The organism is Pseudomonas sp. HLT2-19-2, assembly GCF_054898005.1.
This window is the reverse complement of record NZ_CM142712.1, coordinates 3,864,185-3,890,570: the sequence shown is the minus strand read 5'-3', so window position 1 is coordinate 3,890,570 and position 26,386 is coordinate 3,864,185. Positions and strand designations below refer to the sequence as shown.

Below are 26,386 nucleotides of genomic sequence, written 5' to 3'. Positions count from 1 at the left end.
CTGCGGACTTATCCGGCGGTCCCGCTCGCGTACCAGGCGAATACGTCCGGGTGCACGAAACGCTGGACCGGCAAGTGGCGGCGCAACGGTTGCAGGTACTGGCCGAGGGTGAGCATGTCGACACGGTTTTGTACAGGCGCGGAACAGTCTCCAGGTTATGGTTGAACACATCGGGTGGCTGAGTGGCGGTGATCGCCAGGGCGACGTCCATGCGGCCGCGGTAATCCGGCACAAAGGTTTCCAGCTGCACCCCCGGCGACAGCTTGCGGTTTTCGCGCCCACAGCGAGGTTCATCGGCTCGTCGACATCCAGCGGTTCTGGACGGCCATGGCCCACAACGGGCGCCTCAGGGCGCCCGTTTTTTACTTCGCAGCACGTACAGTCGCTAGCTCATTTCAACACCAGCAAGCGATAAACCCCGCCCTCGCTTTCGATCCCATGGGTGTCATGGGTGAACCCCGGGAAGGATTTGTCGAAGGCTTCCAGCGCCTTGAGATACGCCAGCAAAGGCCCGCCCGCAGGCCCGGCGTTTTCACCCGGCATCAGCAATGGAATGCCCGGTGGATACGGCACGATCCCGGTCGCAACGATCCGCCCGGCGGCTTCTTCCAGTGTGACCCGTTCGATTTCGTTCTTGACCAGTTTTTCGTAGGCTTCCACCGGGCTGAATTCGGCTTGCGGGAGCATGCCGAACGCCTGGGCCATGGTGGCGGTGGTTTTGTGTTTCTTCATGGCGGCGAAGATATCGTCGGCCAGGTCCTTGAGGCCCATGCCGGCGTAGCGCTGCTGGTTGGCGCTTAGAAGGTCGGGCAGGCACAGCTCAAGGTCGACGTTGTCGTCATAGTCACGTTTGAAGTCGAGCAGCGCGTTGACCAGGGTGCCCCATTTGCCTTTGGTGATGCCGATCGAGAACAGGAACAGAATGGTGAAGTCGGTGGTTTTCTCGACGACGATGCCCTGTCGTCCGAGGTACGCCGTAAGCACGCAGGCGGGGATGCCCGAGTCGAGCAGGTTGCCGTCGTCGCCCATGCCGGGGCTCAGCACCGAGACCTTGATCGGGTCGAGCATGCAGTAGCCTTCTTCGATGTCACCGAAACCGTGCCACACCTCGTTGGGGTGAAGCACCCAGCAGTTCGGCTCGGTCTTCAACAGCACCGGATCTACTTCATGGAACGGCACTGACACCGCGCCAACCTGTACCGACGGTGGCTGCCAGCACGTGAAGAACCACTCGTCCTTGCTCAGCATCTCGTTGTGCATGCGCGAGATGACCTGGCGGAAGCTGATGGCTTCTTCGATGGATTCGGTGGTCAGAATCTGGCCGCTGGGCGCTTCCATCATCGCTGAGCTGACGTCGCAGGAGGCCATGATCGCGTAGTTGGGCGAGGTCGAGGCGTGCATCATGAACGACTCGTTGAAACGCCCGTGATGGATCGGGTTACGGCCGTTGCGCACATGAATCATCGATGCCTGGGACAGGGCTGCCAGCAACTTGTGCGTCGATTGCGTGGCGAACACGGTCGGCTTCGAGTCATCGTGATCGTCTGGACTGCCGTGCATGGCGAAGCGCTCGCGATACAACGGGTTGAAACGCGCATAACCGTACCAGGCTTCATCGAAATGCAGACGGTCTACGCTCTGGCCCAGCAGCTCTTCAACGCGGGTGACGTTGTAGGTCAGGCCGTCGTAGGTGGAGTTGGTGATGATGGCGTGGATCGGTGTCGGGTCGATCCCTTCCTTGACCAAGGGGTTGTTGGCGATGGCGGCTTTGACGCCGTCGCTGTTCAGGGTTTGCGGCAGGATCGGGCCGATGATGCCGTAGCGATTGCGGGTCGGCACCAGGTACGTCGGAATGGCCCCGGACAGAGTCATCGCGTGCTCGGCGGATTTGTGGCAATTGCGGTCGCACAGGGCAATCTGATTGCGTGTGACGCTGGCCATGAGGATGACACGGTTGGAGGTTGACGATCCGTTGGTGACGTAATAGGTACGGTGCGCGCCGAAGACCTTGGCGGCGTAGCGCTCGCCCTGGCCGATGGGGCCGCTGTGATCTAGCAGCGAACCGAGTTCGCCGACCGAAATCGACAGGTCGGAACGTAGCAGGTTTTCCCCGAAGAACTCGTAGAACGCCCGGCCCGCTGTGCTCTTGAGAAACGCCGTGCCGCCAGCATGACCGGGGGTGTGCCACGAATATTCATAGGTCCGGGAAAACTTCACCAGCGCCCCGAACATCGGAGGTAGCGCGGCTTGGCGATAGCGTTCGATGGCTGCCAGGATGCGCCCGCTGAGGAAGCGACTGGTGTCCTCGGGCAGCCAGATGAAGTCATCGGCGTGTTGCATGACCACCAGCGGAATGCTCGACGCGGTGCTGCGGTCGCTGATCAAAAAGACCGGCACCCGAGTGTTGCGCTCGCGCAGGCTGACCAGCAGTTTGATGCATTCCTCGTGGCCTTCGCTTTTGTCCATTTCCCAGCTGAGCAGCACGCATTGAATGGCCGGGTCCGAACGCAGGATCGACGTGGCGTCGCTCAAGGTTTCCGACGCCAGTACCCGGACGGCCCGTTCTTCCACATCGTTGACCAACTGATTCAGCGCGCGACCAAAGACGGTGCGTTTGTCCGGCGGGCTGCTGACCAATAGCGTGAGCATCCCGAGCGTATGTCTATGTTCCGTCATGATTGAGCCTCCACTGTGACTGCTTGCAAGTTGTTGACCGGCACCGGTTTGCCCGTGATGTGCTGAGCGCTGACGGTCTGCGTCGGTACGCTGTTATTGAGCGCTTCGAGGCGGATCAGGCGGTTGTTGACGAAGCCGAACAGCGTGTAACCGAAGATGGTCGCCACGCCGCCGAGCATCAGCGCTTGCTCGCCCGAACTGTAGAGCGCCAGGTAGCTATAAAACGCCGCCACCCACGCAATGATGTTGGTGACCAGCGCCTTGCCTGCCGGTACGTTGGACACCTTCTGCATGGTCATCAAGGCGGCCATGGACAGGATGTACGGCACCAGATTGGTCACCACCGCGAGGTTGACGAGGATATCGAACTGTTTGCTCAGGTCCGGGCTGATGGTGAGAAAGCCCAGCGCCGTTTGCGCGGCCAGCAGCACCAACATGCCGACAATCGGCGTTCCGGCCTTGTTTGACTTGGCAAAGATCGACAGGAAGTAACCGGTGTCCGCCGAACTTTTGAACACCTGAGCAATGGTGAACTGCCAACCAAGCAACGAACCGATGCAGGCGAGTACCATCGCGGCCATCACAATGTCGCCGACCAACGGGGTGAACATCTTGGCGAAGACCAGGCCGAAGGGGGCGGTGGAGGCGGCCAGTGCAGGGTTATCGACAATACCGGCGATGACGTTAGTGGAGACGATGTAGATCACCGCCGCGCCGAGGGTGCCGCCAAGTACCGCAATGGGTACGTTTTTCTCCGGATTTTCCACAGCATCGGTGTTGGCGCACGCCGACTCCAGACCCAGGAATGCCCACAAGGTGATCGCCACCGAAGCGCCTGCGGCTTCGAACCAGCCCATGTTGTGCGGGTTCCAGCCGGCGGCGTAGACACTGCTGTCGAACCAGTACCAGCCAATGGTGGACACCAGCACCACTGGGGCAATTACACCCCAAACCGTGATCGCACCGATCCGGCCGGTAACCCGTGCGCCGCCGAAGTTGGCGAACGTGGTGATCCACAACAGAGCGATGGTCGCCAGACCCACTTGCAGTGAATCAAGCTTGATGTGGAACAGTTCCTGGATATAGCCGACCGCCGTAATACTGATCGCCACATTGGCAATCAACAGCGAGAGCCCATAGGTGTAGTTCGTGATGTAGTTGCCCGCCTTGCCGAAGGTGTACTCGGCATAGCCGCCCATGCCTCCGGTCTTTCGGCTAAGCATCCCGCAGCGCGCAAAGGCATAGGCCAGCGCCAGGGACCCAGTGGCTGTGATCAGCCAGGAAAGAATGGAAATACCGCCGACTTCGGCGAGTTTTGTGGGTAGCAGCACAATGCCTGAGCCCAACATGTTAACGGCTGTCAACATCGTCAGCTGGCCCACCGTCATTTTCTTTGCGACTGACATTCCGTTGCCTCACTGAATGCATTGAGAAGAGTTAGCTATAGCAAAGGATTGAAGTGCCGCAAGAAATGTCCGCAAGGCACTGAGAAAAAATGGCTATAGCTCACTTAAGGCATTTTGCTGGCCCCGAAGTTTAAAACTTTTGACCAAAATCAATTTATTTTCAGTTGGTTGGGATCGAATGCAAATGCGGAATGTGATGGTTGCGCTGATTTCGTTAGGCCTGGCGAGCGTTGCCGCCTCTGTCCAGGCCAAAGAACTGGCATCGAATGATCGTTACCACTGCAGCTGGGGCGCAGGTACCGCGGCGAGAGCCCAGGAACTCAAACTGTCCGGGGTTTCACTATATGCAGCACGGCAGAAGTTACATACCTACAAGTTCAGCAAGCCGTGGATGCACATGATGGCGATGGGCATTACCGAACAGACCTATGACAGTCATTCGCGGATGAAGCCCGCAGCCCTGCGCGAGAGTTTTTATGAGGAATGCGTCCGGTATAAGTTGGCGCGCAAATGATGAGGTGCGGCCCGCTACCATCACCCGGACACGGCTCCTGCGCTGTGCCGGGCTGGGTAAATACATCAGACCTTCCCTAAGGGGAAAGAAGTAACCGAAAACTATCGAGTTCTTCTCAGGTTTTTTGCCTTTAACCTCCTAAACATATCCATTACCGGCCGCAGGAGAGGCGTCCTGTCAAAGATGGAGAGTTCGTGCAGGTCCGTCCGTGAGGGCCTTTGATAGCCAAAATTCCAGGTGAAATAGTAAGCCACAATCTCTTTATTTTTGTGAATAAGCGTATTGAGAGCAGCGTCATAATGCATCGGACCTCCGTCAGGATGTCCCGGCGGCCGCTCCAGAATCTGTAATAAAAAATCCCTCAATTTCCCAATGCTTTTCCCGTTTACAGCATAGAAATGGGACAAATGTATGGGGCGGTCGACTACTTTCCAATCGGGCAAATTTGAATTTCCTTCAAACGGATGCCCAAAATAGACGATGTCCCACTCCATACCTTCCAGAGACTCGATGGCCTGTCTCCCATATTCAGAAATGCGTCTGGAAAACTGTATGTCGTCCTCCATGATCAAGATATTTTTCAACTTCAGGCGCATTGCCTCTTCCAGCACCCCCAGATGACTCAAAAAGCAGCCCCTGGCCCCGACGCTCGGGAAGCCATTTCCCTCACTGGGCGTAACAGCCTCAAAAAAGCCTATTTTTTCATCATCAATGTGAAAGCCGTAGCGAGCGAATTCTTCTACTGTTTCTATACGGCGATCCTTTCTTGACGAGATATTGATGATTCTTGCTCCATCAAAATAGTCGATCACATTCATCTGTCAGGTCCTCAGAGCAGACAATCAGGGCGGTTGGATTGGGGCGCTCGCAGAATTTGGAAAAAATCGTACGGTAAGCACTGCCGACAGGCGGCAATCCCTTACGTCTTCTGGGTGTGTCCGATTGAAGTACATCTCATCAACCAGGCGTCAGGTGCTTCACTCGCGCAGCGTCAGAGCAGGGCCACTTTCTGCATTTCCTGGCGGCTCGGCGTCAATTTCCATGACCTCAACCTGACAGGCTGAATGCTTAGCGATTTCGTCCGATTTCTCTATAGACCCCGGATCGCAGTATAGGCAGCATTTGCGGATGAAGTTTTGGTCGCGTAAATCGGCCTGCGACCCTACGGCGGGGTGCAGAGCGAAGTTTTCAAGGTCTCCTATACTGGTTCGTTCCGAGAGTTTCCTACCCTTCACAACGAGGAGAACGCACATGACCATTCGTATTGGCGACGAAGCACCGGATTTTACCGCCGAAACCACCGAAGGCACGCTCCATTTCCACGAATGGATCGGCGACAAGTGGGCCATCCTGTTCTCGCATCCGAAGGACTTCACCCCTGTCTGCACCACTGAACTCGGTTACATGGCCGGGCTCAAGCCGGAGTTCGACAAACGCAACACCAAGATTGTCGGCCTCAGCGTCGACCCCGTCGGTAACCATCAGACCTGGGCCAAAGACATCGAAGAGACACAGGGTCATGCGGTCAACTACCCCATGATTGGTGACGAGAACCTGGTGGTGGCCAAGCTCTACGACATGATTCACCCGAATGCCAGTGGGGGCGCTCGTACTGCCGTGGACAACGCCACGGTGCGGTCGGTGTTTATTGTCGGCCCGGACAAGAAGATCAAGGCGATGCTGGTCTACCCGATGAGTGCCGGGCGCAACTTCGATGAAGTGTTACGGCTGCTCGACGCTATTCAGCTAAACGCCAAGCACACTGTCGCTACCCCGGTGAACTGGCGTCCGGGTCAGGACGTGATCATCCCTACGTCGGTCTCCGACGAGGACGCAACGAAGAAGTACCCGGACGGCTTCAAGACGGTGAAACCTTATTTGCGCACGGTGGCGCAACCGAAGTAACGGCCCGGACTGCGACATGCCGGGAACTCGCACCAAAAACGCTCACCCTCCGGGTACTTTTCAGAACGTTGCCGACAGTGCTTCGTCGCCCGGTAAAGGGCGCTGCGCCGGGTCGGAGGCGAGCGTCCTGTTGCGGGCTAATGCCCAAGCGAGATGCTATTTCGTACTAATAGATTCTCATGACTGACGCGCTTGTCGTGTCGTTATTCTGACGCCATCCTCCGTAAAATTAAATTTCGATTTATTATGGTGACGAGCTGTTGACGTAATGGCGATGTGCACATACGCTCATTTTAGCCGATAAAGATTCCTTCATCCGACAGAAGAATAACCCCCTACGCAAGGAGGCGGTGTTATGCGCCCAACACTTGTCATTAAATTCGTGTTGTTTTCTGTGATCCTCAATGGTGCGGCCGTTGCTAGTGTTCAGGCGACCAGTTTGCCCAATGAAATTAGTCGCATAAGTACCGCTTGCGAAGGGGTAGGCTCTCAACTTGGCAAGGCTCTCGAAGAGCACCCGAGTGGCGCGCCGTTAACGGTTGGAAGTGGCCTGCGGTTGGCTTCTTCGATCGCCGCTATCTTGGATGAGGTCCAGCCCAACAGCATGATGGATGCTGGCTCGGGGGCAGGTAACACTGTCAATACTTTTTCGGGCGACGGTTTAATGGCAGCGGTTACCAGTGATCCGTTAGTGGGGCTGGATGTTCAAGATAAAGAGTTGGTTGGGGGAGCTGATTCTTACATCAATCAACCGAATGCCGTACCGCTTCAGGCAGCAGCATGGTTATTTTCTTCCGCGTTGTTTGGTTTTATTGTGGTCGCCAACCGGCGGAAGATATAGGGGGGGTGCGGATGTTTGCCTTTCTTGTAATGATGCTTAGTTGGTAATTATTGAGGCCGGTTAGTTGTGCTGGCATCGGCAGCGATAATAGGTTCGCAGCTGTTTCAGCTGAGTCAGCTCTAACTGGCATAATGCAGTTAATTTTGGCGCGGTAAGCATAGGGGGCGATTTGTTTTATCCAGGCTATTGTTAAATAACGCTTTTCTGCTGTAAGGGGTGCCCTGCTGGTCGCGGGTGAGTTGCGTTGGCGGAATTGGCCGCCCAGACGCTCCAGGTGATTGTTGTTTAGTCGTTTCTTTGGGGTGAAATTAGGATAGAGTGATTTGGCTCGGTTTTTTGTTCTAAACTCCTTGCATGGCTACTTAGGCGGAGGGATTCCGATGTTCCGTTCATTGATACCTGTGCTCTGCACACTGGCCGTTTGGCCCAGCCTTTCCAGTGCCGTCGAAAACGACGCGGTTTACCGGCTGAGTCCGGGTGATAATCTTTCTGTTTCCGTTTGGGGCGAAGACAAGCTCAAACAGGATGTGCGCGTACTTCCCGATGGCAGCATTACCTTCCCGCTGGCAGGGCAAGTCGATGTTAAAGGGCTTGATACCACCGCTGTCGCGGAGAAAATCGCTGCCAAGCTTGAGAAATTTATACCTGATCCGCAAGTGAGCGTTGTCGTTACAGGCACCGAAGGTAATCTCGTCTACGTTCAGGGTAAAGTGGCGAAACCCGGCACCGTACATATGCCAGGTCAAACGTCAGTGCTGCAGGTATTAAGCATGGCGGGCGGGCTCGACAAATTCGCCGACACGGATGACATCAAGGTCGTGCGACTCAATGGGACTAAACAGGAGATCCTGCACGTCAACTACAGCAAGTTGATGTCAGGGGATGACATGTCCACCAATTTTCTACTTAAGGCCGGCGATACGCTGGTCGTGCCGTAGCCTTGCGCGAGGCACTAGGGATTATCTTGCTTGGATTTCGAACGACCGGGGTTGCTACGGCAATCCTGGCTTTGTCGTATTCGCACATGGCCTATGCTGCCACCTGGAAATCAGCAATAGCGGTACCTTCGACGGTCGAGTACGACAGCAACCCGACGCTTCTTACCAATGGCGAGAAGGGCGTGACGCGTACCATCATCGCTCCCGATTACAGCCTCGTGGGTACTTCCGGCCAGGATGAATTCCAGTTCGGTCTCGGCGTGAATGTCGTGCGTTCGTCCGATACCTCCATCGTTTCGGACCGGGAAGACCCCAGGTTGAAGTTAGGGTGGCAGCGCGAGACGGAAACGGGTGCTTTTGGACTCACAGCGAGATATGAAGAAAGCTCTACGCTTTCATCTACGGTTCAGGAAACCGGCGTCGTTGCCCCCGATGGCACGCAAAAGCGGACTTCCCTGGCCGGCAACTGGCGTACTGCTCTCAGTGAACGCAGCACTCTGCTTAACGAGATTGAATACAGTCATGTCACTTACGACATTGACTCGCTGACCAACTATGACGAGCTGTCGAACCGCTTGAGCTATACCTATGCATGGAGTGAACGTGTGGAACTATTCACGCGTTTTGGAGCGAGGCGTTATGAGCCCGATGAAGGATCCGGGGTGGCTTCCTCAAACAGCTACACCCCCGATATTGGCATGAACTACCAAATCTCCGAGCGGCTCAGGGGCTCGGTATACGTGGGCGCCAATCAAGTCTCCGGCACGGACAGCGGTCCCAGTGGCCAGGGCGGTTTTACCTTGTACTATACCGGTGATCGTGTTGATACCAGCATCGACGCCGGTCGTACCACTCTCGCCAGCGGGGACGGTGGTTTCGTCGAGGTTGATAGCCTGAGGGGAACATGGAGCTATTCCATCGACGAGACCCGACGCACCGGTTTCGATGCCTCCTGGCAAGACGCCAAAGGCCAGACAGCTAATACCCTGCGAAATTACAGTGCCTGGTTTAGCCAAGAACTCTCGCCTTTTTGGATTGCGCGCCTATCCTACACATACAAACAACGCCAGCAAGATGGCTTGCCGGATGCCTCTGCAAACGTCGTCGGGTTAACGGTGACTTATAGTTATCCCGGTCTCTGAAATTCAGGTGTGTGAGAAATATGGCCTCTGAATACGAAATGTCGGTCAACGACTACATTGCTATCATCAAGCACCATGCGCTGCTGTTGATCCTGAGTTTCGTGGTCATACTCGGCGTTTGCATAGCGGTCGCGATATCTCTCCCGCCTACCTATGAGTCATCCGGCACGATTCTGGTGGAGTCTCAGCAGATTTCGCCCGACCTGGTGGCGGCCAACAACAATACCTTTGCCGATGAGCGCATCGAAGTCATTCGTCAGCGCGTGATGACTCGTGAGCATCTGGAAGGAATCATCGACAAATACGATCTTTTTGCTTCGCAAAGCCGGCAACTGAGCGTTACCGAGAAGATCGATGAAATGCGCAATGCGATTACAGTCTCCCTGGTCAGTGCTGTCATTAAGGGGCGCGGAGAGGTGACGATTGCTTTCCGTCTTGGCTTTGAGCATAGGCAGCCAGAGATTGCGAATAAAGTTGCCAACGAGCTGGTAACGCTGTTTCTGGATGAAAACATCAAGCAGCGCACCGAACGCGCCAGTGAAACCACAGAGTTTCTGACGCAGGAGGCGGACAAGCTCAGGGTGGAACTGGAAGCCCTGGAGAACCGGTTGGCGGACTTCAAGCAGGCACACAGCAACGCGCTGCCCGAGCATCAGGAGCTGCGCATGAATATGTTGTCGCGCGCCGAAACCGAGCTTAAAGAGGTCGACCGTGACTACAAAACTGCCCGTGAGGAGTTGCGCTTCAATGAGTTGGAGCTTTCCGCCGCGAATGCCGGGCTAGCGACCAAGCCTGGAGCGCCCGGTGCGGCAGTTGATAAACCACAGGATCTGGGTAGCCTCAAAGCGGAGCACACCAGGTTGCTGTTGCTGTATACGGAAGCCCACCCCGACGTGCGTGCCGTCAAACGCAAAATTGCTGCACTTCGGGCTGGCAAAGGTGTTGGTGCTGGTGGTGCAGCGGCTTCGGTCAGTCTGGACGTTGAAAAGGCCCAGGCGCGGATCTTCGCAGCAGAAGCACGTATCAAGTCGCTGGCCGATCAAAAGCAGCAAATGCTCAGAAAAATAGCCGACTACGAGGCGCAAATTCTTGAGACGCCACAAATCGAGCGTGGCTTGGTCACGGTGATGCGTGACCATGATAACGCTCGTAAAAAATATGAGGAGATTCGCACCAAGGAAATGAGTGCGAAAATTTCCGAAAGCCTGGAGCAGGAAAACAAAGCCGAGCGTTTTGTTGTTTTGGAGTTACCGCTGGTTCCCGAAAAGCCGGTACGGCCGAACCGCAAAAAAGTGATTGCCATGGGTTTCGTGGTTGCCCCAGTGGGTGCTGGCGCACTGGTGATGCTCCTCGAGATGATGAGTCAGCGTGTGCGCGGTGCCCAGGCCTTGGCCAGCGTGCTGGGTAGACGCGTATTGGTTTCCATTCCCTACATTCACACCAAGGCTGAACTGGCACGTCGCAGGAAGTGGCGAACGCAATTGATCGTCTGTGGAGTCTTGATAATCGCGATCGTTCTGGTGCTCCTGCACTTCCTCTACATGCCTCTGGATCTTCTGATGTTTAAAGCTCTGGGCCGGTTTGCATAAGGAATATAGCCATGGAAATAATCAAGCCCGATACCGAAAAAGCCGAGCAACAGACCTCGTCAAAAGCCATGACACCGACCGCGCAGTCCACAGGTCTGAATGCGCTCAGTTATGTGCAAACCAAGGTTGTACCCTTGCGGCCAGAGCACCTTGAGCGCAACCGCATTGTGGCTTACAACAAAAATTCGAATATGGGCGGGGCTTTCGATCTGCTGCGTACACAAGTTCTAAAAATCATGGAAGAAAATGGCTGGCGCACGCTCGCCATCACCTCGCCGACTCCGGAGGCAGGCAAGACGGTGTTGGCTATAAACCTGGCAATGAGTATCGCGCATCACACGACCAAGACGGCGTTGCTGGTGGACTTCGACTTGCGTCGTCCGAAGGTGGGTGAGTATCTGGGTCTGCCGATGCATAAATCGCTTAATGAATTGTTGGCAGATGAAGCTGACCTGCAAGATGTACTGGTCAATCCGACCTTGCCGCGCTTTGTGGTGCTGCCGACGCGTGAGCCGATTCCTCTTTCTACCGAGGTGCTGTCATCGCCCGCCGTGAGCCATTTGATTGCTGATCTGCGCGAGCGCTACAACTCTCGCATCGTGATTTTCGACTTGCCGCCGTTGTTGAGTTCGGATGATGTGATTAACGTCCTGCCCAAGTTCGACTGCGTTTTGCTCGTGGTCGCTAATGGATTGAACAGCAAGAAAGAGATCGAGGAAAGCCTGCATCATCTTGGGACAGCCAATCTGATTGGCACGGTGTTAAACAAAGCCGAACCCGAAAACCGCTCTTACTACTAGAGCATTACCCTCAAGAGATCGGCGCTATTGGCAAGCGCCGACTTTCATTGCCAAGGGTACTTCTGCTCCCAGCTCCAGGCGTGCGCCACTATCTGTTCAAGTGAGCCAAATTGCGGTTGCCAGCCAAGTAATGTGTTGGCCCTGCGGGGATCGGCCACAAGGCGTGGTGGATCGCCAGCGCGGCGTGGCGCTTCGCTGACAGAGATATCCCGGCCAGTCACGTTGCGCGCGGTATCTATCACTTGCTGTACTGAGAACCCTTGACCGTTACCGAGGTTAAACGCCGTGCTTGCACCTCCGGCCAGTAGATAGTCCACGGCAAGTGCGTGAGCTGCAACGAGATCGACAACGTGGACGTAGTCGCGAATGCAAGTGCCGTCAGGCGTGTCGTAATCACGGCCATAGACGGTGATGGTTGCGCGGCGTCCGGAGGCTGCTTGCAGGATCAGGGGCAGCAGGTGGGTTTCCGGTTCATGGCGTTCACCTAACTGTCCTTCTGGGTCCGCTCCGGCGGCGTTGAAGTAGCGCAGGCAGACTGATTTCAGTCCATATGCGCGGTCGAAATCTTCAAGCATCTGCTCCACCATCCACTTGCTGCGTCCATAAGGGTTGATCGCGGCCTTGGGATGCTCCTCGTCGATTGGTACATACACCGGGTCACCATAGACGGCGGCGGTTGAGGAAAAAATGAAGTTTCTTACTCCTGCACGAACCATGGCCTGTAGCAGGGTCAGGGTGGCGGCCAAATTGTTTTGGTAATACTTGGCAGGTTCAGTCACGGATTCGCCCACCTGTATAAAGGAGGCGAAATGGAACACGGCATCAAAGTGCTGTGCGGCCAACAATACGTCCAGGGCTTGCGCGTCGGCTATGTCTAGTTCGACCAGTTTTCCGCCCGCCAAGGCGCTGCGATGGCCTGTGGAAAAATTGTCTGCCACCACCACGTCGTGACCTGCACGCAGTAGCTGTTTAACCATGTGCGAGCCTATATAACCCGCGCCACCCACCACCAAATATTTCATCCTGATCTCCGATTTCCTGGACACTATTGCTGTGCAAGCACAGATTGCAACGTCAGTGCGATCCGCCTGACCATTAATAGCCGAGACTCGCTACGTTTGGAACGCCAAAGGAGAGAATATTTTGAACAAGATACAGCGAGCGCGCCAATTGGAGCTACCCTTGAGGAAGCATATGGGTATCCTGCGAGAATAACTATCAAATGAAAAACTCCACCAAAATTATGGATTACTCATTGAAAATATTCAAAGCGGAATGGCCAAATTTAGTATTGTGGTCATATCTGCTATCACCGTTGACTGTTAGAACGCTAACAAACTATCAATACTCTAAAATTGATTTGTTAGTCTTTTACACCCTTGGCATGTCGGTGTTATGGCTTTTGGCAATTAGATTTATTTCATCCAATCAATTCAAGGTTCACATCCTTTTACTGCCGTTCTATTTGGTAGCAACTATTGATCTCTTTTTGGTTTTAAATTTTGATTCGAGATTAACAGCTGCCTATATGTTTATTGGCTTGACAAACCATCAGGAGGCAAGCGAGTTTCTACCGACCTACTGGCGGTCCATCAGTATCGTTTTGGTGATTTTCATATTTTGCTATGGGGCTGGATTAATAGGCCTGCATAAGCGCGAATTATATAAAAACAAAGGTATTTTTGTTCTGGTTGTTAGCGCCTTGCTAGTGGGGTATGGGGCGTATTTTTATAAAACCGTCAAGCTTAATTCTTTCGGGAAATCTGCAGTCATGGATCTCCTTGCAAAAGATCAAAGCACGCCAATAGGCTATTTATCGCAAATTGGCCTGACTGCAGACTTGTATTTGGGGACGGAGAAACTTATCAAGCGCCGTCGAGAATCTAATGTAGAAATAACCAGCATGTCGAATCAATCAAATATAGAAACCATTGTTTTTGTGATCGGTGAGTCATCACGGCCGCACAACTGGTCCCTCTACGGTTATAACAAGGAAACAACCCCGAATCTCGGTAAGCAGGCGGGGATTTTCAAGTTTAATAATATCTGCACGACAGCCCCATATACCTCGTTCGCGGTTCCTTCAATGCTGAGCCTTGAGCCTATATCGGATTGGGACGCCATTGCGTCAACCAAATCATTGGTGAGTATATATCGCGCAGCCGGGTACATGACCTATTGGTTGTCTGTACAGGAGGTTGATAGCTTCGGCGGAATAATTCCACAAATAGCAGCAGAGGCACAATACCGTCAATATTTTGAGAGAAGCTATGATGGAGCATTGATTTCAGAATATAAAAAAATACTAAAGAAAAGCGATACAGAAAAGAAAGCCATATTTATTCATGTCAAGGGTAGTCATTTCGAGTATTCACGCCGGTATCCAGAACATTTCGATAAATTCAAGCCGTCAACAAACAGCTTCAAAGACAAGATCACCGCGGAATATGATAATAGTATTTTGTATACGGACTGGCTATTGAGCACAATTATTGATCAGTTGAAGTCAAGCAAAAAACCATCTGTCTTGTTTTATTCGTCGGATCATGGTGAAAACATGATGGATGACAGTCGAGGGCTCTTGGGTCATGGAATTGGCAATAAATATGACCTCCCGGTTTCGGCATTTATCTGGGCATCCAATAATGTTTCAAGCCAGCAATCGCTCAAGCTTTTAAAGCTGAGGGAAAGAGAAAGTCAGAAAATCAGCATATCATCCTTGCCACATACTCTTTTAAATATCACAGGGGTTTTCACGAGTAAGTATAAAAGTTCGGATGATTTATTAAGTGATGATTTTGTATCGTCGAAATGTCCACATCTGCTCGGCGCAGGCTATGTTCCATCGTTCGATTTTGACACCTATTAAGCTACCCTCGAGCTGGTTATTGGCTCGCCGGCGTGCGTGATGATGCTGTATTGGCAGGGGTCGGCTGCGCGTCGCCTAAGGTTGTGCTTGCGTGACGCCTTTTTTCAAAAACAACCAATTCGACGCCTGCAAGCCGTCGAACTTGATTGTATAGCGGCCATCAAGGTAGGTCGCGGGCAGCTTCTTCAGTTGTCCCAGAATGCCGTGGGTGAACAGGGTCAAGCCTTGCGGCGCCTGGATGGTTAGCGTGCCCTCGAGGGGCTCAACGTAAAAAGGTATTTTTTTGTCGTCTTGGGGGATGGCACGGGCGCCTAACGAAATCAGTAAATCCTGCGATCGGCCCACAGGCGCGTCGTCCAGACTCTGCACTACCACACTGGCGTTGGCGGTCTTCACTTGAACCTGAATGTTGCCAATGCTGATCGACTCACCGCCGATCCAGCCGGTAGCGGCCTGGGTACGCGGTGTATTGATGGTGTAGATGCCCTGTTTCCAGTTGCGCTTTAGCTCACCCGTGTCTGTCGTGGACTCGCTGGCATTGGCGTCCAGCAGCGACTGGTCAGGGTCATGAAATTCCTGTGTATTGCTTGGGATAACGCTCTGTTGCAACCAAGGCAATTCCGGCGTCTGTGGCATCGCGATTTCCAGCTTGCCTTTCTCCATGGCTGTGCGCAGTAGAGCAGAGTTGGCCGGTGTGATCATTTGGTTGAACAGGGTGCTTGGCGTCGGCGCGAAGACGTAGGTCGTTGTTGCTTCGCGAACGTCTGCACGGCGATAAAGCAAGGCGGCGGCGGGCAGAGTGGCCAGCATTGCAGGGTCGTTATAGGCGTGCCAGTTGTCGGCACTCATCCCTTCGCCCCCCAGTGGCTCCTGGCTGTAGGCATATTGCATCAGTGCATCCCAGCCTTGGTGGCGGGCGGTGCCGGCGATATAGAGTGGCAGCGAGTGACGGTCTGGTGTCGGGAAGGGCTCATTGTTCCACTCGGTGACGGTCAAGGGTTTGCCGGTGACCTGGCCGGCGGCAATCCAATTCACTATGCCGTCGCTGTAGAGCGGGTTTTTCTCTATCTGTCCCGAGCCCCCGTAGCTATGGACGTCGATTACGTCGCCGGCGGTAAGGGCCGGCAGGGAGTTCAGGCTATCGCCGCCCCAGCTACTGGTCGTGGCGATGGGGACCTTCACGCCTATTCCACGCAGGTGTTGAATCATGTCGACGTTGAAACGTCGCTCCAGATCGTTAAGGAACAGCTTGGAGGGGCCTGGCACCCAGGCGCGCCAGGTCTGGTCTGCCGATAGATTGTGCTGCTTGGCAAAGGCCTCGGCCTCGGCCATGTAGATTTTGTTGTGCTTTGGTACGTTCTTGTCTGGCAATAGGGCGTTGCCAAAGTGGCGGGTGACGTCGTTTTCGTTGGTAATCAGTACGGCGGCGATCGCCGGGTCGTCTTTGTAGGCGAGACCGGTATAGCTGTTTACATGGGTCATGTAGGCTTCGGTAGTGCGCTTCATGGCTTTCTGAATGGTGAGATTCACATAGGAATAGCCCTTGAGATAGGCAAAATTTTGCTCTTCTTTTGGCAATTCATCGAAGCCATAAATGTTGTCGTTTTCAGTAAAGACTCGCTGGACGTGCATATCAAGCCACACATAAATGCCTTCGTCTTTCAGGCACTTGATCCACCAGTCGATTTTTTTCAGCGATTCCGGGCTCAGTTGCTGGGTGTTACGCGTGACCCTGCCGTCGCCAAAGATGTTCGGGAAGACCCATGGCGAGTCATGGTGGTGCAGTCGTACGAGATTGAAGCCTAGTGCCGACAGGCGTTTGGCCTGCAGCTTGATTGCATCGTCTGGCGTGAGGAACAGCGTGTAGGCCGAAAGGTTGGTGCCCCAGAAACGCGCCGCAGTGTTGTCCGCAAATAGCAATTGCTCGCCGGAGGCTTTGATGAAGCCGCGCTTGCCTGCAGGTTTTTCCTGAGCGTTGAGAAAGGACAGGTCGACCGGCGAGGTTTTCCAGTCGAGCTTGTCAGTCGGCCAGCTCTTTGGGTCCGACAGCCCGAAACGCTCGGTATTGGTTGGGCCGACGGCCACATCGCCAGAAACGCTCAAGGTGGCTGTGAAATCCTGGCGGCCAGGTTTGATCGTGTTCTTGTAGAAAAAAGCACGCACCTCGGATTTATCGCCCGGTTCAAAGTACACACTCGCCAGCGCGGGCTCGAAGCGCATTTCGATGCGTCGCCCTTGTGCATTGCCCCAGGACCAGCCGCGGTTGTCGGGCAGCAAAGTGGGCTCGCCCATTTCTCCAGCGAAAAGGGCGGGGTCGAACGTGAAGACGATGCCGCCACCTGACACGCCCCACTTCATGCTGTGTGCATCCAGGGTAAAGTTCCAGGTCAACTTATGCTCGTCTTGCTTCTGAATCTGTGCAGTCAAGTCGAAATCCAGCGCTTTGTTTTTGCCTGCAAGGGAGTATCGATAAGGGGTGTTTACCTTGAATTCGGTCTGCAAATACGTCCAGTCCCAGTTCCTCCCAAAGAACGAGAATGTCGTAGCAACTACCGGACTGCCACCACGCACTAGCATTGGCAGGCCATTGCGCTCATCCACACTGACGACCCATTCCGACGCCCAGGTCCTGAACGGCCAAACAACAAGGCACAGGAGAACCAGGAGCTGCATAGGAGTGCGGCGAAACAGAGTGGTCATTGGCATTACCTGAGTTGAAGGTTGGCACTCGCAGTGACTGCAGTTGAGGTGTGCTTGAGCCTGCGCGCCATCTGAGCATAGGCAACTCCCAGCCCAGCCACCGACCAATACACCACGGGGATCACCGAGATGCTGCTGACGGTCACGATGGTCACCAGGATCCCGGCCAATGTCGCCAGAAGTGCACGCCCGAGTCGGCGTGCCTCATCGTCTTTGTTGGGGAACGAACGCATCCCCTTGCGGATGCCCTGCAGAACGCTGACGAAAAAAACCACGAAAAGCGTCAAACCAATCAAACCGAACGACAGCGCTACGCCGATATAGGTGTTCACGATATCGATGATCCCCTGGCCCTGAGTCAAGGACTGCATTTCCGGTGTGCTGCGGTAATCGAAAGAACCCAGCCAAGGGTTGCGCTGGATAACGATCACGGCGTTATCAATCAAGCGCTGCCGGTAGGTGATGTTCTCTACTTCCACCGTGCCGATGAACGGTAGCAGATCAAGCACTTTTTGCCCGCCCGGCACAATGGCCAGCAGGGGAAGGGCGAGCACCCCGGCGGCCGCCAGCAGCATCAGGCGTTTGACCGCTTTACGGCCGGTGCCGATGAACACGACGATCATGGCGGCTGCACCGACCCAGGGTCCACGCGACAGCGGCACGTACAGACCACCGGCGAGCAACAGCGCGCCGAGGCTGCGCTGCAATTTGCTACGTACATCCTCCTGCAAGTACAGGTAAAAGCCGATGGCCACGCTGATGACGAAGCCCAGCGCAATGGCCTGGCCGGTAGTGGCGCTGGCGCGTAATGAGCCACCACGGCTCAAGTAGCCGGGATCCCATGGCATGCCCATGGCGTTGACCACCGCGCTGTACAGCTGCCAGTGCTTGGAATATTCGAAGAGACCTATAAGCGACAGCACCATGGCGGCGAGTACAAAACCGAACAGAGCGTCCTTGAAGTCGCTGAGGCTCTTTAGCGCCCGACTGGCAACGTAGTAAGGCAAAAAAACTTCGATGAACAGGTAGAGCGTTTGGCGCAACGTGTCGGTGACCGAGGTGTCACGCAGGTAAAGCAGGCTCGTCAGCACGATGTTGGCGGCTAACAGCTTGTCAGGCCAGGTGCGCCCGAAAGGGACCGTGTCTGCTCGCCTGCGCAGAGCGAAAAAAGCCGGAAGCAACACACACAGTGCCAGTAGACGAACATGGTTCAGGGCAAAAAAATAGTTGATGAGGCCGAAGCCAGGAATCTCCACTGGGGACGGCGGGATGAGAAACAGCAGTAGGAAAAATAGCGCCACGGGATTGCGTTCGCTTTTTCGTGCGAAGGTCAAAACGATCGCGGCAATGCCCGCGTACACCCAGAAACTGTGCGAAACAAAGGCCAGTAGCGTCAATACGAACCACAGATTGCGCCGACGAGTGAAATTACGGTCGGGAATCAGGTCTGCTGCTGGTCGACGTGCCATGGCAAAAACGACGCCAGCAAGGACCAGAATGACGATTAACGCGCGAAAGTGCTCAGGCATGGATGATTGGACTTATTGATTGATGAGCGACGGCTAGTGGAATGGCAAAACGCGACTATAGTACCTTTTGAGCCATTGAGTCCGGGGTTGATGTTATGTCGTTAGTTGATTTATCGCCAACGTTGAGCCTTCGTAAGCGAGCGATCTCTGCTGGGGCATGGAATCTGGGGGCGCTGGTTACTTCTCAAGCCATTCGCTTGGGTGGCAACCTGATAATGGCCCGTCTGCTGATGCCGGAGATGTTCGGCATCATGATGATCGCCATCACCGTTTCGCTGATTCTGCACTTGCTTTCCGACGTCGGCTTGCGCCAGAACATTATTCAGAGCCCGCGTGGCGACGATCCGGTGTTTCTCAACACCATCTGGACCGTGCAGATCGTGCGCGGCTTTATCCTTTTTGCTTCGACACTTCTCCTCGCGGCCCTCGCCTGGTTTGCACAGACCCACAATCTGTGGGCGGTCAATTCCACCTACGCCGCACCCGAGTTGCCGCTGGTGTTGGCCGTGACCAGTTTCTCGGCAATCATCACTGGTTTTCAGTCGACGAAAATCGACCTGGCAGTGCGCGCTTTCCAGCAAAAGAAAGTGGTACTCGCCGAGTTTGCGTCCCAGCTCACCGGGCTGTTGGTGATGCTGGGCATCGGTTACTTCACCAGGTCCATCTGGTCACTGGTGGCTGCGGGTCTGGTCTCAGCGATGGTCAGCACTCTGCTGGGGCATTTCTGGTTCGAGGGCCCACCTAACCGTCTGCAGTGGGAACGTTCTGCGCTCAAGGAATTAGTCGGCTTCGGCCGTTGGATACTGTTGTCGTCGGCAGTGGGCGTATTGGCCATGTACGGTGATCGTATCTGGTTCGGCGGCAGCATGACGACCAGCGAACTGGGCGTTTACTCCATTGCCGTGCTGATTCTGGGAGCTGTTCAGCTTGGGTTGCAAAAGATATTCGGGGCCGTGGCCTTGCCGGCCTTCAGTGAGGCCTCAAGAACTAATGACCCCGTACGGCTCCAGGCTTTGTACTACCGCTTGAAATTGATGATCGATCTTGCCTGTCTGTTTTTATGTGGACTGTTCTTGACTGGCAGTCCACTGCTCATCAGCGTTTTGTACGATGAGCGTTACGCCCAGGCCGGGAACATGATGGCCATTCTTTCACTCTCTTTTTTCACAATGCGCTACATGCTGGCGCATCAGGTCTGGATTGCCTTGGGGCACACAAAATACCAGGCCATGGATAACATTATTCGCGTGGTCTCGTTGTGGGTGCTGCTGCCTCTGCTGCTGGCGATTGGCGGGGTCGAATATGCGATTTGGGGCGCTGCCCTGTATACGTTTCCTACGCTTATCCTGGTTTTTTATGTCAATTGTCGTCTGGGGCTGTTCAATCTCAAGCGTGAACTGGTAGTGCTGCCAATGCTGGCGGTGGGGGCTTTGTGTGGGGAGTTGTTGACGAGTATTGCTAACTGGCTTTGATTTGATCGGCACAGCGTCGCCATTGGGGTGTTGATGGCGGTCGCCAAAAAAATGTGACCTTGATGTGCAATTGAAGTTTCCAGCGTAATCTCGATGTCGTGGAGCTTTGAATCATGAGAGAAACTGATTGGAATACCTCTGTGATCGGGCGCAGAGGCTTCCTCCAGGCATTTGTCCTGTTCAGCCTTGGGGGGCTTATGTTCGGCTTTTCCAAAGCTGTTGCCCGGCCCTCTGCTGCTAAATCCGAGTTTGTTGTAATCAACGGGTGGGTGCTGCCTGCCCAGCATTTTCGGCAAACACAAGCATGATCAAAGACTACCAATCGCAGAAAGAACTTCGCGACCACTATGACGTATGCATCATCGGTGGGGGCCCAGCCGGCATTACGCTGGCCTTGCGTTTAGCCGGTAATGGTCGGCGTGTGGTGCTTGTCGAGGGCGGTGGGCACGAGTACTCACCGGCCTCGCAGAACCTCTACAAGGTCTCCTCGTCAGGCCTCGCGGTCTACGCTGAGGAAACACGCCTGCGTTTTCTTGGCGGGACTTCCAATCACTGGGCCGGGCGATGCCGTCCATTTGAACAGTCGGACTTCACCGTAGGCCCTCCGGTGCACGTGCCCGGTTGGCCCATCGCGTTTGCCGAGATCGAGCGCAATCTGTCGGCGGCCATGGAAATTGTAGATCTTGCGCCGCACTCCGGATTCAAGGCTATCAATGCGACTTTGGACGGCACCGACTTTGACGCTGATCGTTTCTTGCTAAGCCCGCCGACGCGGTTTGCACAGAAATATGCCAAGGCACTTAATGAGACCGAAGGGCTGGATGTCTTCATCAATTGCAATTGCGTCGATCTTGAGTTCGACAACAAGACCGGCCGCATAGCAACGATAGTCGTCTCGGACTACGAGTTGCATCGAGAGCGAGTCACGGCAAAACAATTCATTCTGGCGACAGGCGCGATCGAGAATGCCAGGCACCTGCTCAACAGTGAGTCCCTGGTAGCTGGCGGTATCGTAAGCAAGGATGGTTTCGTCGGTAGATGCTTCATGGAGCACCTGAACGTCGAAATGGGAACCTTCATCCTGAAAGACGGGCAGGGTACAGATGCTCGACAGTACTTCACGACCGATGCATTCGTGATGGAGCACGGGTCGGGTAAAGGGAATGTGACGGCCTCGCTTGTAGCTGAAGTGAAAACCTATGGGCGAATGGCTGCCATCAAGAGCTTTTTCGAGAACCTCGTCTGCGAAGTGGGTGCGGGGCACAAGGTTGAATTTATTGCCAAGTTCGATTGCCCTGGGGATGGGGTGCTCGGCACGCTGATCGAGCAGTTTCCCAACCCCAATAGCCGTATTTCATTGCTCGACGAGCGAGATGCGTTAGGGATGAGAAAGGTAAACGTTCATTGGGAACTAAGCCCCGAAGACAGAAATACCGTCAAGTCCATCGGGCTCGAAGTGGCGAAGTGTTTTGCTGACACAGGGCTGGGCTTTGTCAAGTTGGAAGAGTGCGTGTATGACGTCGATTTGCCACTGAAGGTCAATCCCCATGCTCATCATATGGGAACCACACGGATGGCGATTTCGCCTGAGTTTGGCGTGGTCGACGAGAACTGCAAAGTGTTCGGTGTCGAGAATCTCTTCGTAGCGGGCAGCAGTGTTTTCGCTACAGGCGGTGCCTGTAACCCCACGATGCCTCTTTTGCAGCTGGCGCTAAGGCTGGCGGATTATCTTAACCATCAAATGGGGCCCGCGGTGGGCAGGTATTCCTGAGTGGGAGGATTTGTGGATTTTTTGAGTGTTGAATTTCAGGGAGGCGTCTACGCTTAGGGTAGTGGTAATCAAGAATCAGGGTGTATCTAACCTTGGCACAGATGTATATCGCTGAATTATTGAGGCTGACAGGATGATTGGTCTACTAAAGCGCACGATTGCTCATATTGCCAAAACAACGGGGCGTGGAACCTCACTCTATAAAAGATTCTGTAAACCGGACGGGTATGAATGGGCTAAACACCTGGCTCGATGGGGATCTCTGCACTCCGTCGGTAAAAACGTATGGATCAATCTTGGGTGCAACATAACTGACCCTACACTAGTGCGACTCGGAAATAATATAGCTTTATCTGATTGCACACTGTTTGGCCACGATGGCATAGTCGGCTTGCTCGATGTGCGCTTTGGTACAAAACTTGACTCTGTCGGCCCTATCGACATACGTGATAATTGTTTTATCGGTTATGGCGCTATCATCATGCCCCGTGTGACTATTGGTCCGGATTCAATTGTTGCAGCCGGTGCAGTAGTGGTGAAAGATGTTCCGCCTGGGGTAGTGGTTGGGGGTAATCCAGCCAAGGTTATTTGTACACTGGAAGATCTGTTGGCGAAAGTCGAAGAGCGTTGCGCCACTTACCCGTGGATTGACCTTATCAGGCAACGCAGCGGACTATTCGATCCGGAATTTGAACCAAAACTTAAAGCAATGAGAGTGCAACATTTTTTTGGCGAGCAGCCCAATGGTTAATGCGCCCCTTGATGTGTTGGTAGTCAATTACAATACAGCGGCTCTGTTGCAACCGATGTTTAATGCGTTACGCCAGTCTAATAGTGTGGGTCGCACACGCTATTTGGTGGTAGACAATGCCTCTGCCGATAATTCGCTGGAGTGTCTGGCAACTATTTGTCCAGAAGCGTTGCAACTGGCCAATGAAAATAATGTTGGCTTTGGGCGTGCCAACAATCAATTGGTTGAACACCTGCAGGGCAAGTATGCGTTGCTCCTCAATACCGATGCCTTCGTTGCTGCGGATACGCTGAGCAAGACACTCGACTACATGGAGGCTCATCCTGATTGTGGTGTCCTGGGCGTTCGGTTGGTTGGACGAGAGGGAGATTTGCAAGCCTCTTGCCGCTATTTTCCGACGCCGTTGAATGTCTTCCTCTCGCGCACAGGGCTTGAGCGCTTTTTCCCTGGGGTGAAGAGGGTCGACGACATGGCTTGGGATCATGCTTCGGTGCGTGAGTGCGACTGGGTGCCCGGGTGCTATTACCTGATCCGCCGTGAAGTCATCGACCAGGTTGGCTTGTTCGATCCGCGCTACTTCCTTTATTTCGAGGAGGTAGATCACTGCAAGCGCGTCAAACAGGCGGGCTGGAAGGTGGTTTACTTCCCGCATACCACGGTGGTGCATATCGGCGGTGAAAGTGCCAAGTCTGTTGACAAACTCAATGCGATTTGTCACCAGCTACCCACATTACAAATCGAAAGTGAGCTTTTGTACTTCCGCAAGCACCACGGTCTAGTGGGTTTGGCCGCACATATGGTGTTGGTGAGTCTGGGTGATCTGATTTTGGCGCTCAAGGCGATAGTGAAAGGCCACGACTGGGCTGGCATAGGGGCGTGTTGGCAGCATGCTCGTGTGACCTGGGCGTTGCTGCGTGATACCAAATTCGCTAGCCAACCCACACGGTAGAGCAATTTATGTTCGAAAACATACGTGCTGACTTGCGTGCCTACGCGGGAGATTGGGGGGCTCAGGGGTTTTGGGTGATGGTGGTTTATCGTTTTGGGCGCTGGCGCTACGGTGTGCGCCCAGCGCTGTTGCGTAAATTGCTCTCCTTTATATACAAAGTGCTCTTCAAACTGGTGCAGATCGTCACGGGTATCGAGCTGCCGTGTGAGGTTGTGATCGGGCGTAACTTCGTCATCGATCATTTCGGCGGAATCGTGATCAGTGGCTATGCGCAGTTTGGCGATGATTGCCGTATTCGCAATGGCGTCGTCGTGGGCCTTAAGAATGTGAATGAGCCGATTGCCCCGGTGATGGGTAACAATGTTGATATCGGTTCAGGGGCCAAGGTGCTGGGCAATATCCGCATTGGTAACAATGTCGTGATTGGTGCCAATGCTGTGGTGCTGACCGATGTGCCAGACGACTCGGTGGCAGTGGGTGTGCCTGCGACTATCAAGAAAAGGAAGTACGCAGAAGCGAGGGAATGCACATGAACCACCGGATGGATTACTTCAATTGCGTCGCTGAGTGAACGCCATGGCTACGGGTATGGGTGTCGTTGTTATCGGTCGCAATGAAGGCCCACGTCTGGAACGTTGCCTGGCTTCCCTGGTCGGTGCGGCGCAGAAGGTCGTTTATGTCGACTCTGGATCAACGGATGGTTCAGTGCAGATTGCCTTGGCGCTTGGGGTCGCCGTGGTCGAGTTGGATATGACGATTCCCTTTACGGCTGCGCGCGCGCGCAATGAAGGATTCGCCTGTGTGCAACGCTTATTGCCAGCGATGCGTTATGTGCAGTTTGTCGATGGTGATTGCGAGGTTGTCGGTGGCTGGCTGCCCCAGGCACAGGCCTTTCTTGATACACATCCTGACGTCGCGGTGGTCTGTGGACGGCGCCGCGAACGTTTTCCACAGCACTCGGTTTACAACTTACTGTGTGATCTCGAATGGGATACGCCGGTAGGTGAGGCCAGGGCATGTGGTGGCGATGCGATGATGCGGGCTGACGCCTTCGCTGAAGCGTCCGGGTTTCGACCGGATCTCATTGCCGGGGAAGAGCCTGAATTGTGTATACGTCTGCGTGGGAATGGATGGAAGGTCTGGCGTCTGGGTGAGGAAATGACTTTGCACGATGCCACCATGACCCGGTTCGGCCAATGGTGGCAGCGTACCCTGCGCGGTGGTTACGCCTATGCCGAGGGCGCATTTTTGCATGGGGCGGCACCGGAGCAGCATTGGTTACGTGAGTCGCGCCGCGCCTGGTTCTGGGGATTGGGTGTCCCTCTGGCGACTGTTATCGCGAGTTTGATGTTGGGGTGGTTTGGGCTGCTTCTGCTGCTGGTCTATCCATTGCAGGTCGTGCGCTTGGCCCGCAGGGGCGATAGATCCACGCGCGAAAACTGGCTGCGGGCTTTCTTTCTTGTGCTGGGGAAATTTCCCGAGTTGCTCGGGCAAGTCAAGTTTCTTTTGAACAGATTCGGCGCCGGCAAGACGGCGTTGATCGAATACAAGTGAGACTGCGATGAATAATTGGGTGATATTAAAAAGCGTATTGTTTTTACATGCAGGGTATTCGTTAAGAGCGTTGAATAATAAGTTTAAAATGATGATTTTAATTGTAAAGAACTGGTCTGAACTAAAATTGTTTTTCTGGCGCATGTCGAACGCTCTGGGGAAGTCCGGTGTTGAGAAGTTGGGCGGGGATTGTGTGGGTGTTGTTCATTGGCCATACATCAGTAGAAGCTGGAGTTCTCAGAATAAACTTAGCGTATTAGCCTCGCATTACGAAGTCGTCACCAAAAGCTGCCCGCAGCTGTTGCTGTTGGGGCGAAATGACAGTTTGATGTTGAGTGATTTGTCGGCGTTCGCTGCGGGTTGTTCCTTGGTTCTGGATCGTCCGGTATGGTTTATGCGTGAAGGGGAGCTGGTGCTGAACCTGTTTCAGGGCGATTTGCGTATTGCATCAATAGCATTCACCTTGTGTCGCACCGACACTGAGTTGTGTATTTTTATCGGTGCAGTTCAAGGAATACACAAAGGCGTGGAGAGTGATCGGTCCTTGAGTATTTATAGGGACCTGACAAAAGATTTTGAAGGTCTTCGGCCAAGAAGTTTTCTGATTGAAGTGATTAAATATATTGCAATCAATATTGGTGTTGGGAGGATTTATGCGGTAGGGGATGGGTATCGTCATCATCGGCATCCGTACTTCGGCGCTGAAAAAGCTAAAGAGCTTGCGGCCAATTATGACTTGATCTGGCTGGAGCATGGAGCGACTCCGTCAGAGCGCGAAGATTTTTTTGAGATTCCCATGGTCCTGTCCAAAAAGGCGCTTGAAAGTATTCCTTCAAAAAAACGCGCGATGTACCGCAGACGTTACGAACTTCTAGATGATACTTTTAAAAAGATAGACAGCGTGTTGATAGGCAGTTATAGCAGCCACCGTGTTGCGAGTTGATGTTCCTGGTACCTGTACTGCTGTGGGATTACCTGCA

Annotated in this window: 22 protein-coding genes and 1 pseudogene; 16 read left to right on the top strand and 7 right to left on the bottom strand. The window is 54.0% G+C overall.

Annotated features, from left to right (window positions below; genetic code table 11):
* Positions 1-26: 26 nt before the first annotated feature.
* The 3 genes and pseudogenes from ACYZTU_RS18050 to potE all read right to left on the bottom strand — a co-directional run.
* Positions 27-336: pseudogene (locus ACYZTU_RS18050) on the bottom strand (lipoyl synthase); the annotation flags it as partial.
* 54 nt (positions 337-390) lie between these two features.
* Positions 391-2,676 carry an Orn/Lys/Arg family decarboxylase gene (locus ACYZTU_RS18045; protein WP_461964574.1) on the bottom strand — a complete coding sequence of 762 codons (2,286 nt, stop codon included), beginning with the start codon at positions 2,674-2,676 and terminating at the stop codon, positions 391-393.
* Entirely contained in the window at positions 2,673-4,082 is a 1,410-nt protein-coding gene (potE, locus tag ACYZTU_RS18040) for a putrescine-ornithine antiporter (RefSeq protein ID WP_461964573.1), read from the bottom strand. Before potE ends, ACYZTU_RS18045 begins: the two co-directional genes overlap by 4 nt.
* 184 nt (positions 4,083-4,266) lie before the next feature.
* Between potE and ACYZTU_RS18035 the strand changes: the two genes are divergently transcribed.
* Positions 4,267-4,596, top strand: a complete 330-nt coding sequence (locus ACYZTU_RS18035; RefSeq protein WP_461971092.1) for a hypothetical protein — start codon at positions 4,267-4,269, stop codon at positions 4,594-4,596.
* Positions 4,597-4,697: 101 nt separating this feature from the next.
* Here the strand turns inward: ACYZTU_RS18035 and ACYZTU_RS18030 are convergent, their stop codons facing one another.
* On the bottom strand, positions 4,698-5,414 hold the full coding sequence (locus ACYZTU_RS18030; RefSeq protein WP_461964572.1) for a glycosyltransferase family 25 protein: 717 nt from the start codon (positions 5,412-5,414) through the stop codon (positions 4,698-4,700).
* A 433-nt stretch (positions 5,415-5,847) separates the two neighbouring features.
* Between ACYZTU_RS18030 and ACYZTU_RS18025 the strand changes: the two genes are divergently transcribed.
* The 6 genes from ACYZTU_RS18025 to ACYZTU_RS18000 all read left to right on the top strand — a co-directional run bounded on the left by ACYZTU_RS18025 (position 5,848) and on the right by ACYZTU_RS18000 (position 11,811).
* On the top strand, positions 5,848-6,501 hold the full coding sequence (locus ACYZTU_RS18025; protein ID WP_461964571.1) for a peroxiredoxin: 654 nt from the start codon (positions 5,848-5,850) through the stop codon (positions 6,499-6,501).
* A 355-nt stretch (positions 6,502-6,856) separates the two neighbouring features.
* A complete protein-coding gene (locus ACYZTU_RS18020) occupies positions 6,857-7,342 on the top strand; it encodes a hypothetical protein (protein WP_461964570.1) in 486 nt (161 codons plus the stop codon).
* A 380-nt stretch (positions 7,343-7,722) separates the two neighbouring features.
* The gene (locus ACYZTU_RS18015) at positions 7,723-8,280 is read left to right on the top strand and encodes a polysaccharide biosynthesis/export family protein (RefSeq protein WP_461964569.1); all 558 of its coding nucleotides are present in this window, start codon (positions 7,723-7,725) and stop codon (positions 8,278-8,280) included.
* A gap of 86 nt (positions 8,281-8,366) precedes the next feature.
* Complete coding sequence (locus tag ACYZTU_RS18010; protein ID WP_461964568.1) at positions 8,367-9,422, top strand: hypothetical protein; 1,056 nt, start codon at positions 8,367-8,369, stop codon at positions 9,420-9,422.
* A 20-nt stretch (positions 9,423-9,442) separates the two neighbouring features.
* Entirely contained in the window at positions 9,443-11,011 is a 1,569-nt protein-coding gene (locus ACYZTU_RS18005; RefSeq protein ID WP_461964567.1) for a GumC family protein, read from the top strand.
* 68 nt (positions 11,012-11,079) lie between these two features.
* Positions 11,080-11,811, top strand: coding sequence for a CpsD/CapB family tyrosine-protein kinase (locus ACYZTU_RS18000; protein WP_461971090.1), 732 nt, complete (start codon positions 11,080-11,082; stop codon positions 11,809-11,811).
* A gap of 44 nt (positions 11,812-11,855) precedes the next feature.
* Here ACYZTU_RS18000 and galE read toward each other — a convergent pair whose 3' ends face one another.
* Positions 11,856-12,833, bottom strand: a complete 978-nt coding sequence (galE, locus tag ACYZTU_RS17995; RefSeq protein WP_461964566.1) for a UDP-glucose 4-epimerase GalE — start codon at positions 12,831-12,833, stop codon at positions 11,856-11,858.
* A gap of 200 nt (positions 12,834-13,033) precedes the next feature.
* On the opposite strand from galE, the gene ACYZTU_RS17990 reads away from it, so the two are divergent.
* Positions 13,034-14,680 carry a phosphoethanolamine transferase gene (locus ACYZTU_RS17990; protein WP_461964565.1) on the top strand — a complete coding sequence of 549 codons (1,647 nt, stop codon included), beginning with the start codon at positions 13,034-13,036 and terminating at the stop codon, positions 14,678-14,680.
* Between the two features lie 75 nt (positions 14,681-14,755).
* Here the strand turns inward: ACYZTU_RS17990 and ACYZTU_RS17985 are convergent, their stop codons facing one another.
* Together ACYZTU_RS17985 and ACYZTU_RS17980 are read right to left on the bottom strand one after the other, a co-directional pair.
* Positions 14,756-17,380, bottom strand: coding sequence for a glycosyl hydrolase family 5 (locus tag ACYZTU_RS17985; RefSeq protein WP_461964564.1), 2,625 nt, complete (start codon positions 17,378-17,380; stop codon positions 14,756-14,758).
* A 5-nt stretch (positions 17,381-17,385) separates the two neighbouring features.
* Positions 17,386-18,909: an O-antigen ligase family protein gene (locus ACYZTU_RS17980; RefSeq protein WP_461964563.1), complete on the bottom strand. Its 1,524-nt coding sequence runs from the start codon at positions 18,907-18,909 to the stop codon at positions 17,386-17,388.
* 95 nt (positions 18,910-19,004) lie between these two features.
* Here ACYZTU_RS17980 and ACYZTU_RS17975 point away from each other — a divergent pair, with 95 nt between their 5' ends.
* The 8 genes from ACYZTU_RS17975 (at position 19,005) to ACYZTU_RS17940 (ending at position 26,349) form a co-directional block, all read left to right on the top strand.
* Positions 19,005-20,381 carry an oligosaccharide flippase family protein gene (locus ACYZTU_RS17975; RefSeq protein ID WP_461964562.1) on the top strand — a complete coding sequence of 459 codons (1,377 nt, stop codon included), beginning with the start codon at positions 19,005-19,007 and terminating at the stop codon, positions 20,379-20,381.
* A 113-nt stretch (positions 20,382-20,494) separates the two neighbouring features.
* On the top strand, positions 20,495-20,689 hold the full coding sequence (locus tag ACYZTU_RS17970; protein ID WP_461964561.1) for a hypothetical protein: 195 nt from the start codon (positions 20,495-20,497) through the stop codon (positions 20,687-20,689).
* Positions 20,686-22,152 carry an FAD-dependent oxidoreductase gene (locus tag ACYZTU_RS17965; RefSeq protein WP_461964560.1) on the top strand — a complete coding sequence of 489 codons (1,467 nt, stop codon included), beginning with the start codon at positions 20,686-20,688 and terminating at the stop codon, positions 22,150-22,152. The genes ACYZTU_RS17970 and ACYZTU_RS17965 overlap by 4 nt, the downstream gene beginning before the upstream one ends.
* A 133-nt stretch (positions 22,153-22,285) precedes the next feature.
* On the top strand, positions 22,286-22,903 hold the full coding sequence (locus ACYZTU_RS17960; protein ID WP_461964559.1) for an acyltransferase: 618 nt from the start codon (positions 22,286-22,288) through the stop codon (positions 22,901-22,903).
* On the top strand, positions 22,896-23,852 hold the full coding sequence (locus ACYZTU_RS17955) for a glycosyltransferase family 2 protein (protein WP_461964558.1): 957 nt from the start codon (positions 22,896-22,898) through the stop codon (positions 23,850-23,852). Before ACYZTU_RS17960 ends, ACYZTU_RS17955 begins: the two co-directional genes overlap by 8 nt.
* 8 nt (positions 23,853-23,860) lie before the next feature.
* Positions 23,861-24,385 carry a serine O-acetyltransferase gene (locus ACYZTU_RS17950; RefSeq protein ID WP_282376037.1) on the top strand — a complete coding sequence of 175 codons (525 nt, stop codon included), beginning with the start codon at positions 23,861-23,863 and terminating at the stop codon, positions 24,383-24,385.
* Positions 24,386-24,428: 43 nt separating this feature from the next.
* Positions 24,429-25,406, top strand: coding sequence for a glycosyltransferase family A protein (locus ACYZTU_RS17945; RefSeq protein ID WP_461964557.1), 978 nt, complete (start codon positions 24,429-24,431; stop codon positions 25,404-25,406).
* Between the two features lie 7 nt (positions 25,407-25,413).
* On the top strand, positions 25,414-26,349 hold the full coding sequence (locus ACYZTU_RS17940) for a DUF535 family protein (RefSeq protein ID WP_461964556.1): 936 nt from the start codon (positions 25,414-25,416) through the stop codon (positions 26,347-26,349).
* The last annotated feature ends 37 nt before the right edge of the window (positions 26,350-26,386 follow it).

Coding starts and splice junctions, on each gene's coding strand:
- ACYZTU_RS18045 (WP_461964574.1), bottom strand. CDS start 2,676: ATGACGGAACATAGACATACGCTCGGGATGCTCACGCTATTGGTCAGC.
- potE (WP_461964573.1), bottom strand. CDS start 4,082: ATGTCAGTCGCAAAGAAAATGACGGTGGGCCAGCTGACGATGTTGACA.
- ACYZTU_RS18035 (WP_461971092.1), top strand. CDS start 4,267: ATGCGGAATGTGATGGTTGCGCTGATTTCGTTAGGCCTGGCGAGCGTT.
- ACYZTU_RS18030 (WP_461964572.1), bottom strand. CDS start 5,414: ATGAATGTGATCGACTATTTTGATGGAGCAAGAATCATCAATATCTCG.
- ACYZTU_RS18025 (WP_461964571.1), top strand. CDS start 5,848: ATGACCATTCGTATTGGCGACGAAGCACCGGATTTTACCGCCGAAACC.
- ACYZTU_RS18020 (WP_461964570.1), top strand. CDS start 6,857: ATGCGCCCAACACTTGTCATTAAATTCGTGTTGTTTTCTGTGATCCTC.
- ACYZTU_RS18015 (WP_461964569.1), top strand. CDS start 7,723: ATGTTCCGTTCATTGATACCTGTGCTCTGCACACTGGCCGTTTGGCCC.
- ACYZTU_RS18010 (WP_461964568.1), top strand. CDS start 8,367: ATGGCCTATGCTGCCACCTGGAAATCAGCAATAGCGGTACCTTCGACG.
- ACYZTU_RS18005 (WP_461964567.1), top strand. CDS start 9,443: ATGGCCTCTGAATACGAAATGTCGGTCAACGACTACATTGCTATCATC.
- ACYZTU_RS18000 (WP_461971090.1), top strand. CDS start 11,080: ATGACACCGACCGCGCAGTCCACAGGTCTGAATGCGCTCAGTTATGTG.
- galE (WP_461964566.1), bottom strand. CDS start 12,833: ATGAAATATTTGGTGGTGGGTGGCGCGGGTTATATAGGCTCGCACATG.
- ACYZTU_RS17990 (WP_461964565.1), top strand. CDS start 13,034: ATGAAAAACTCCACCAAAATTATGGATTACTCATTGAAAATATTCAAA.
- ACYZTU_RS17985 (WP_461964564.1), bottom strand. CDS start 17,380: ATGACCACTCTGTTTCGCCGCACTCCTATGCAGCTCCTGGTTCTCCTG.
- ACYZTU_RS17980 (WP_461964563.1), bottom strand. CDS start 18,909: ATGCCTGAGCACTTTCGCGCGTTAATCGTCATTCTGGTCCTTGCTGGC.
- ACYZTU_RS17975 (WP_461964562.1), top strand. CDS start 19,005: ATGTCGTTAGTTGATTTATCGCCAACGTTGAGCCTTCGTAAGCGAGCG.
- ACYZTU_RS17970 (WP_461964561.1), top strand. CDS start 20,495: ATGAGAGAAACTGATTGGAATACCTCTGTGATCGGGCGCAGAGGCTTC.
- ACYZTU_RS17965 (WP_461964560.1), top strand. CDS start 20,686: ATGATCAAAGACTACCAATCGCAGAAAGAACTTCGCGACCACTATGAC.
- ACYZTU_RS17960 (WP_461964559.1), top strand. CDS start 22,286: ATGATTGGTCTACTAAAGCGCACGATTGCTCATATTGCCAAAACAACG.
- ACYZTU_RS17955 (WP_461964558.1), top strand. CDS start 22,896: ATGGTTAATGCGCCCCTTGATGTGTTGGTAGTCAATTACAATACAGCG.
- ACYZTU_RS17950 (WP_282376037.1), top strand. CDS start 23,861: ATGTTCGAAAACATACGTGCTGACTTGCGTGCCTACGCGGGAGATTGG.
- ACYZTU_RS17945 (WP_461964557.1), top strand. CDS start 24,429: ATGGCTACGGGTATGGGTGTCGTTGTTATCGGTCGCAATGAAGGCCCA.
- ACYZTU_RS17940 (WP_461964556.1), top strand. CDS start 25,414: ATGAATAATTGGGTGATATTAAAAAGCGTATTGTTTTTACATGCAGGG.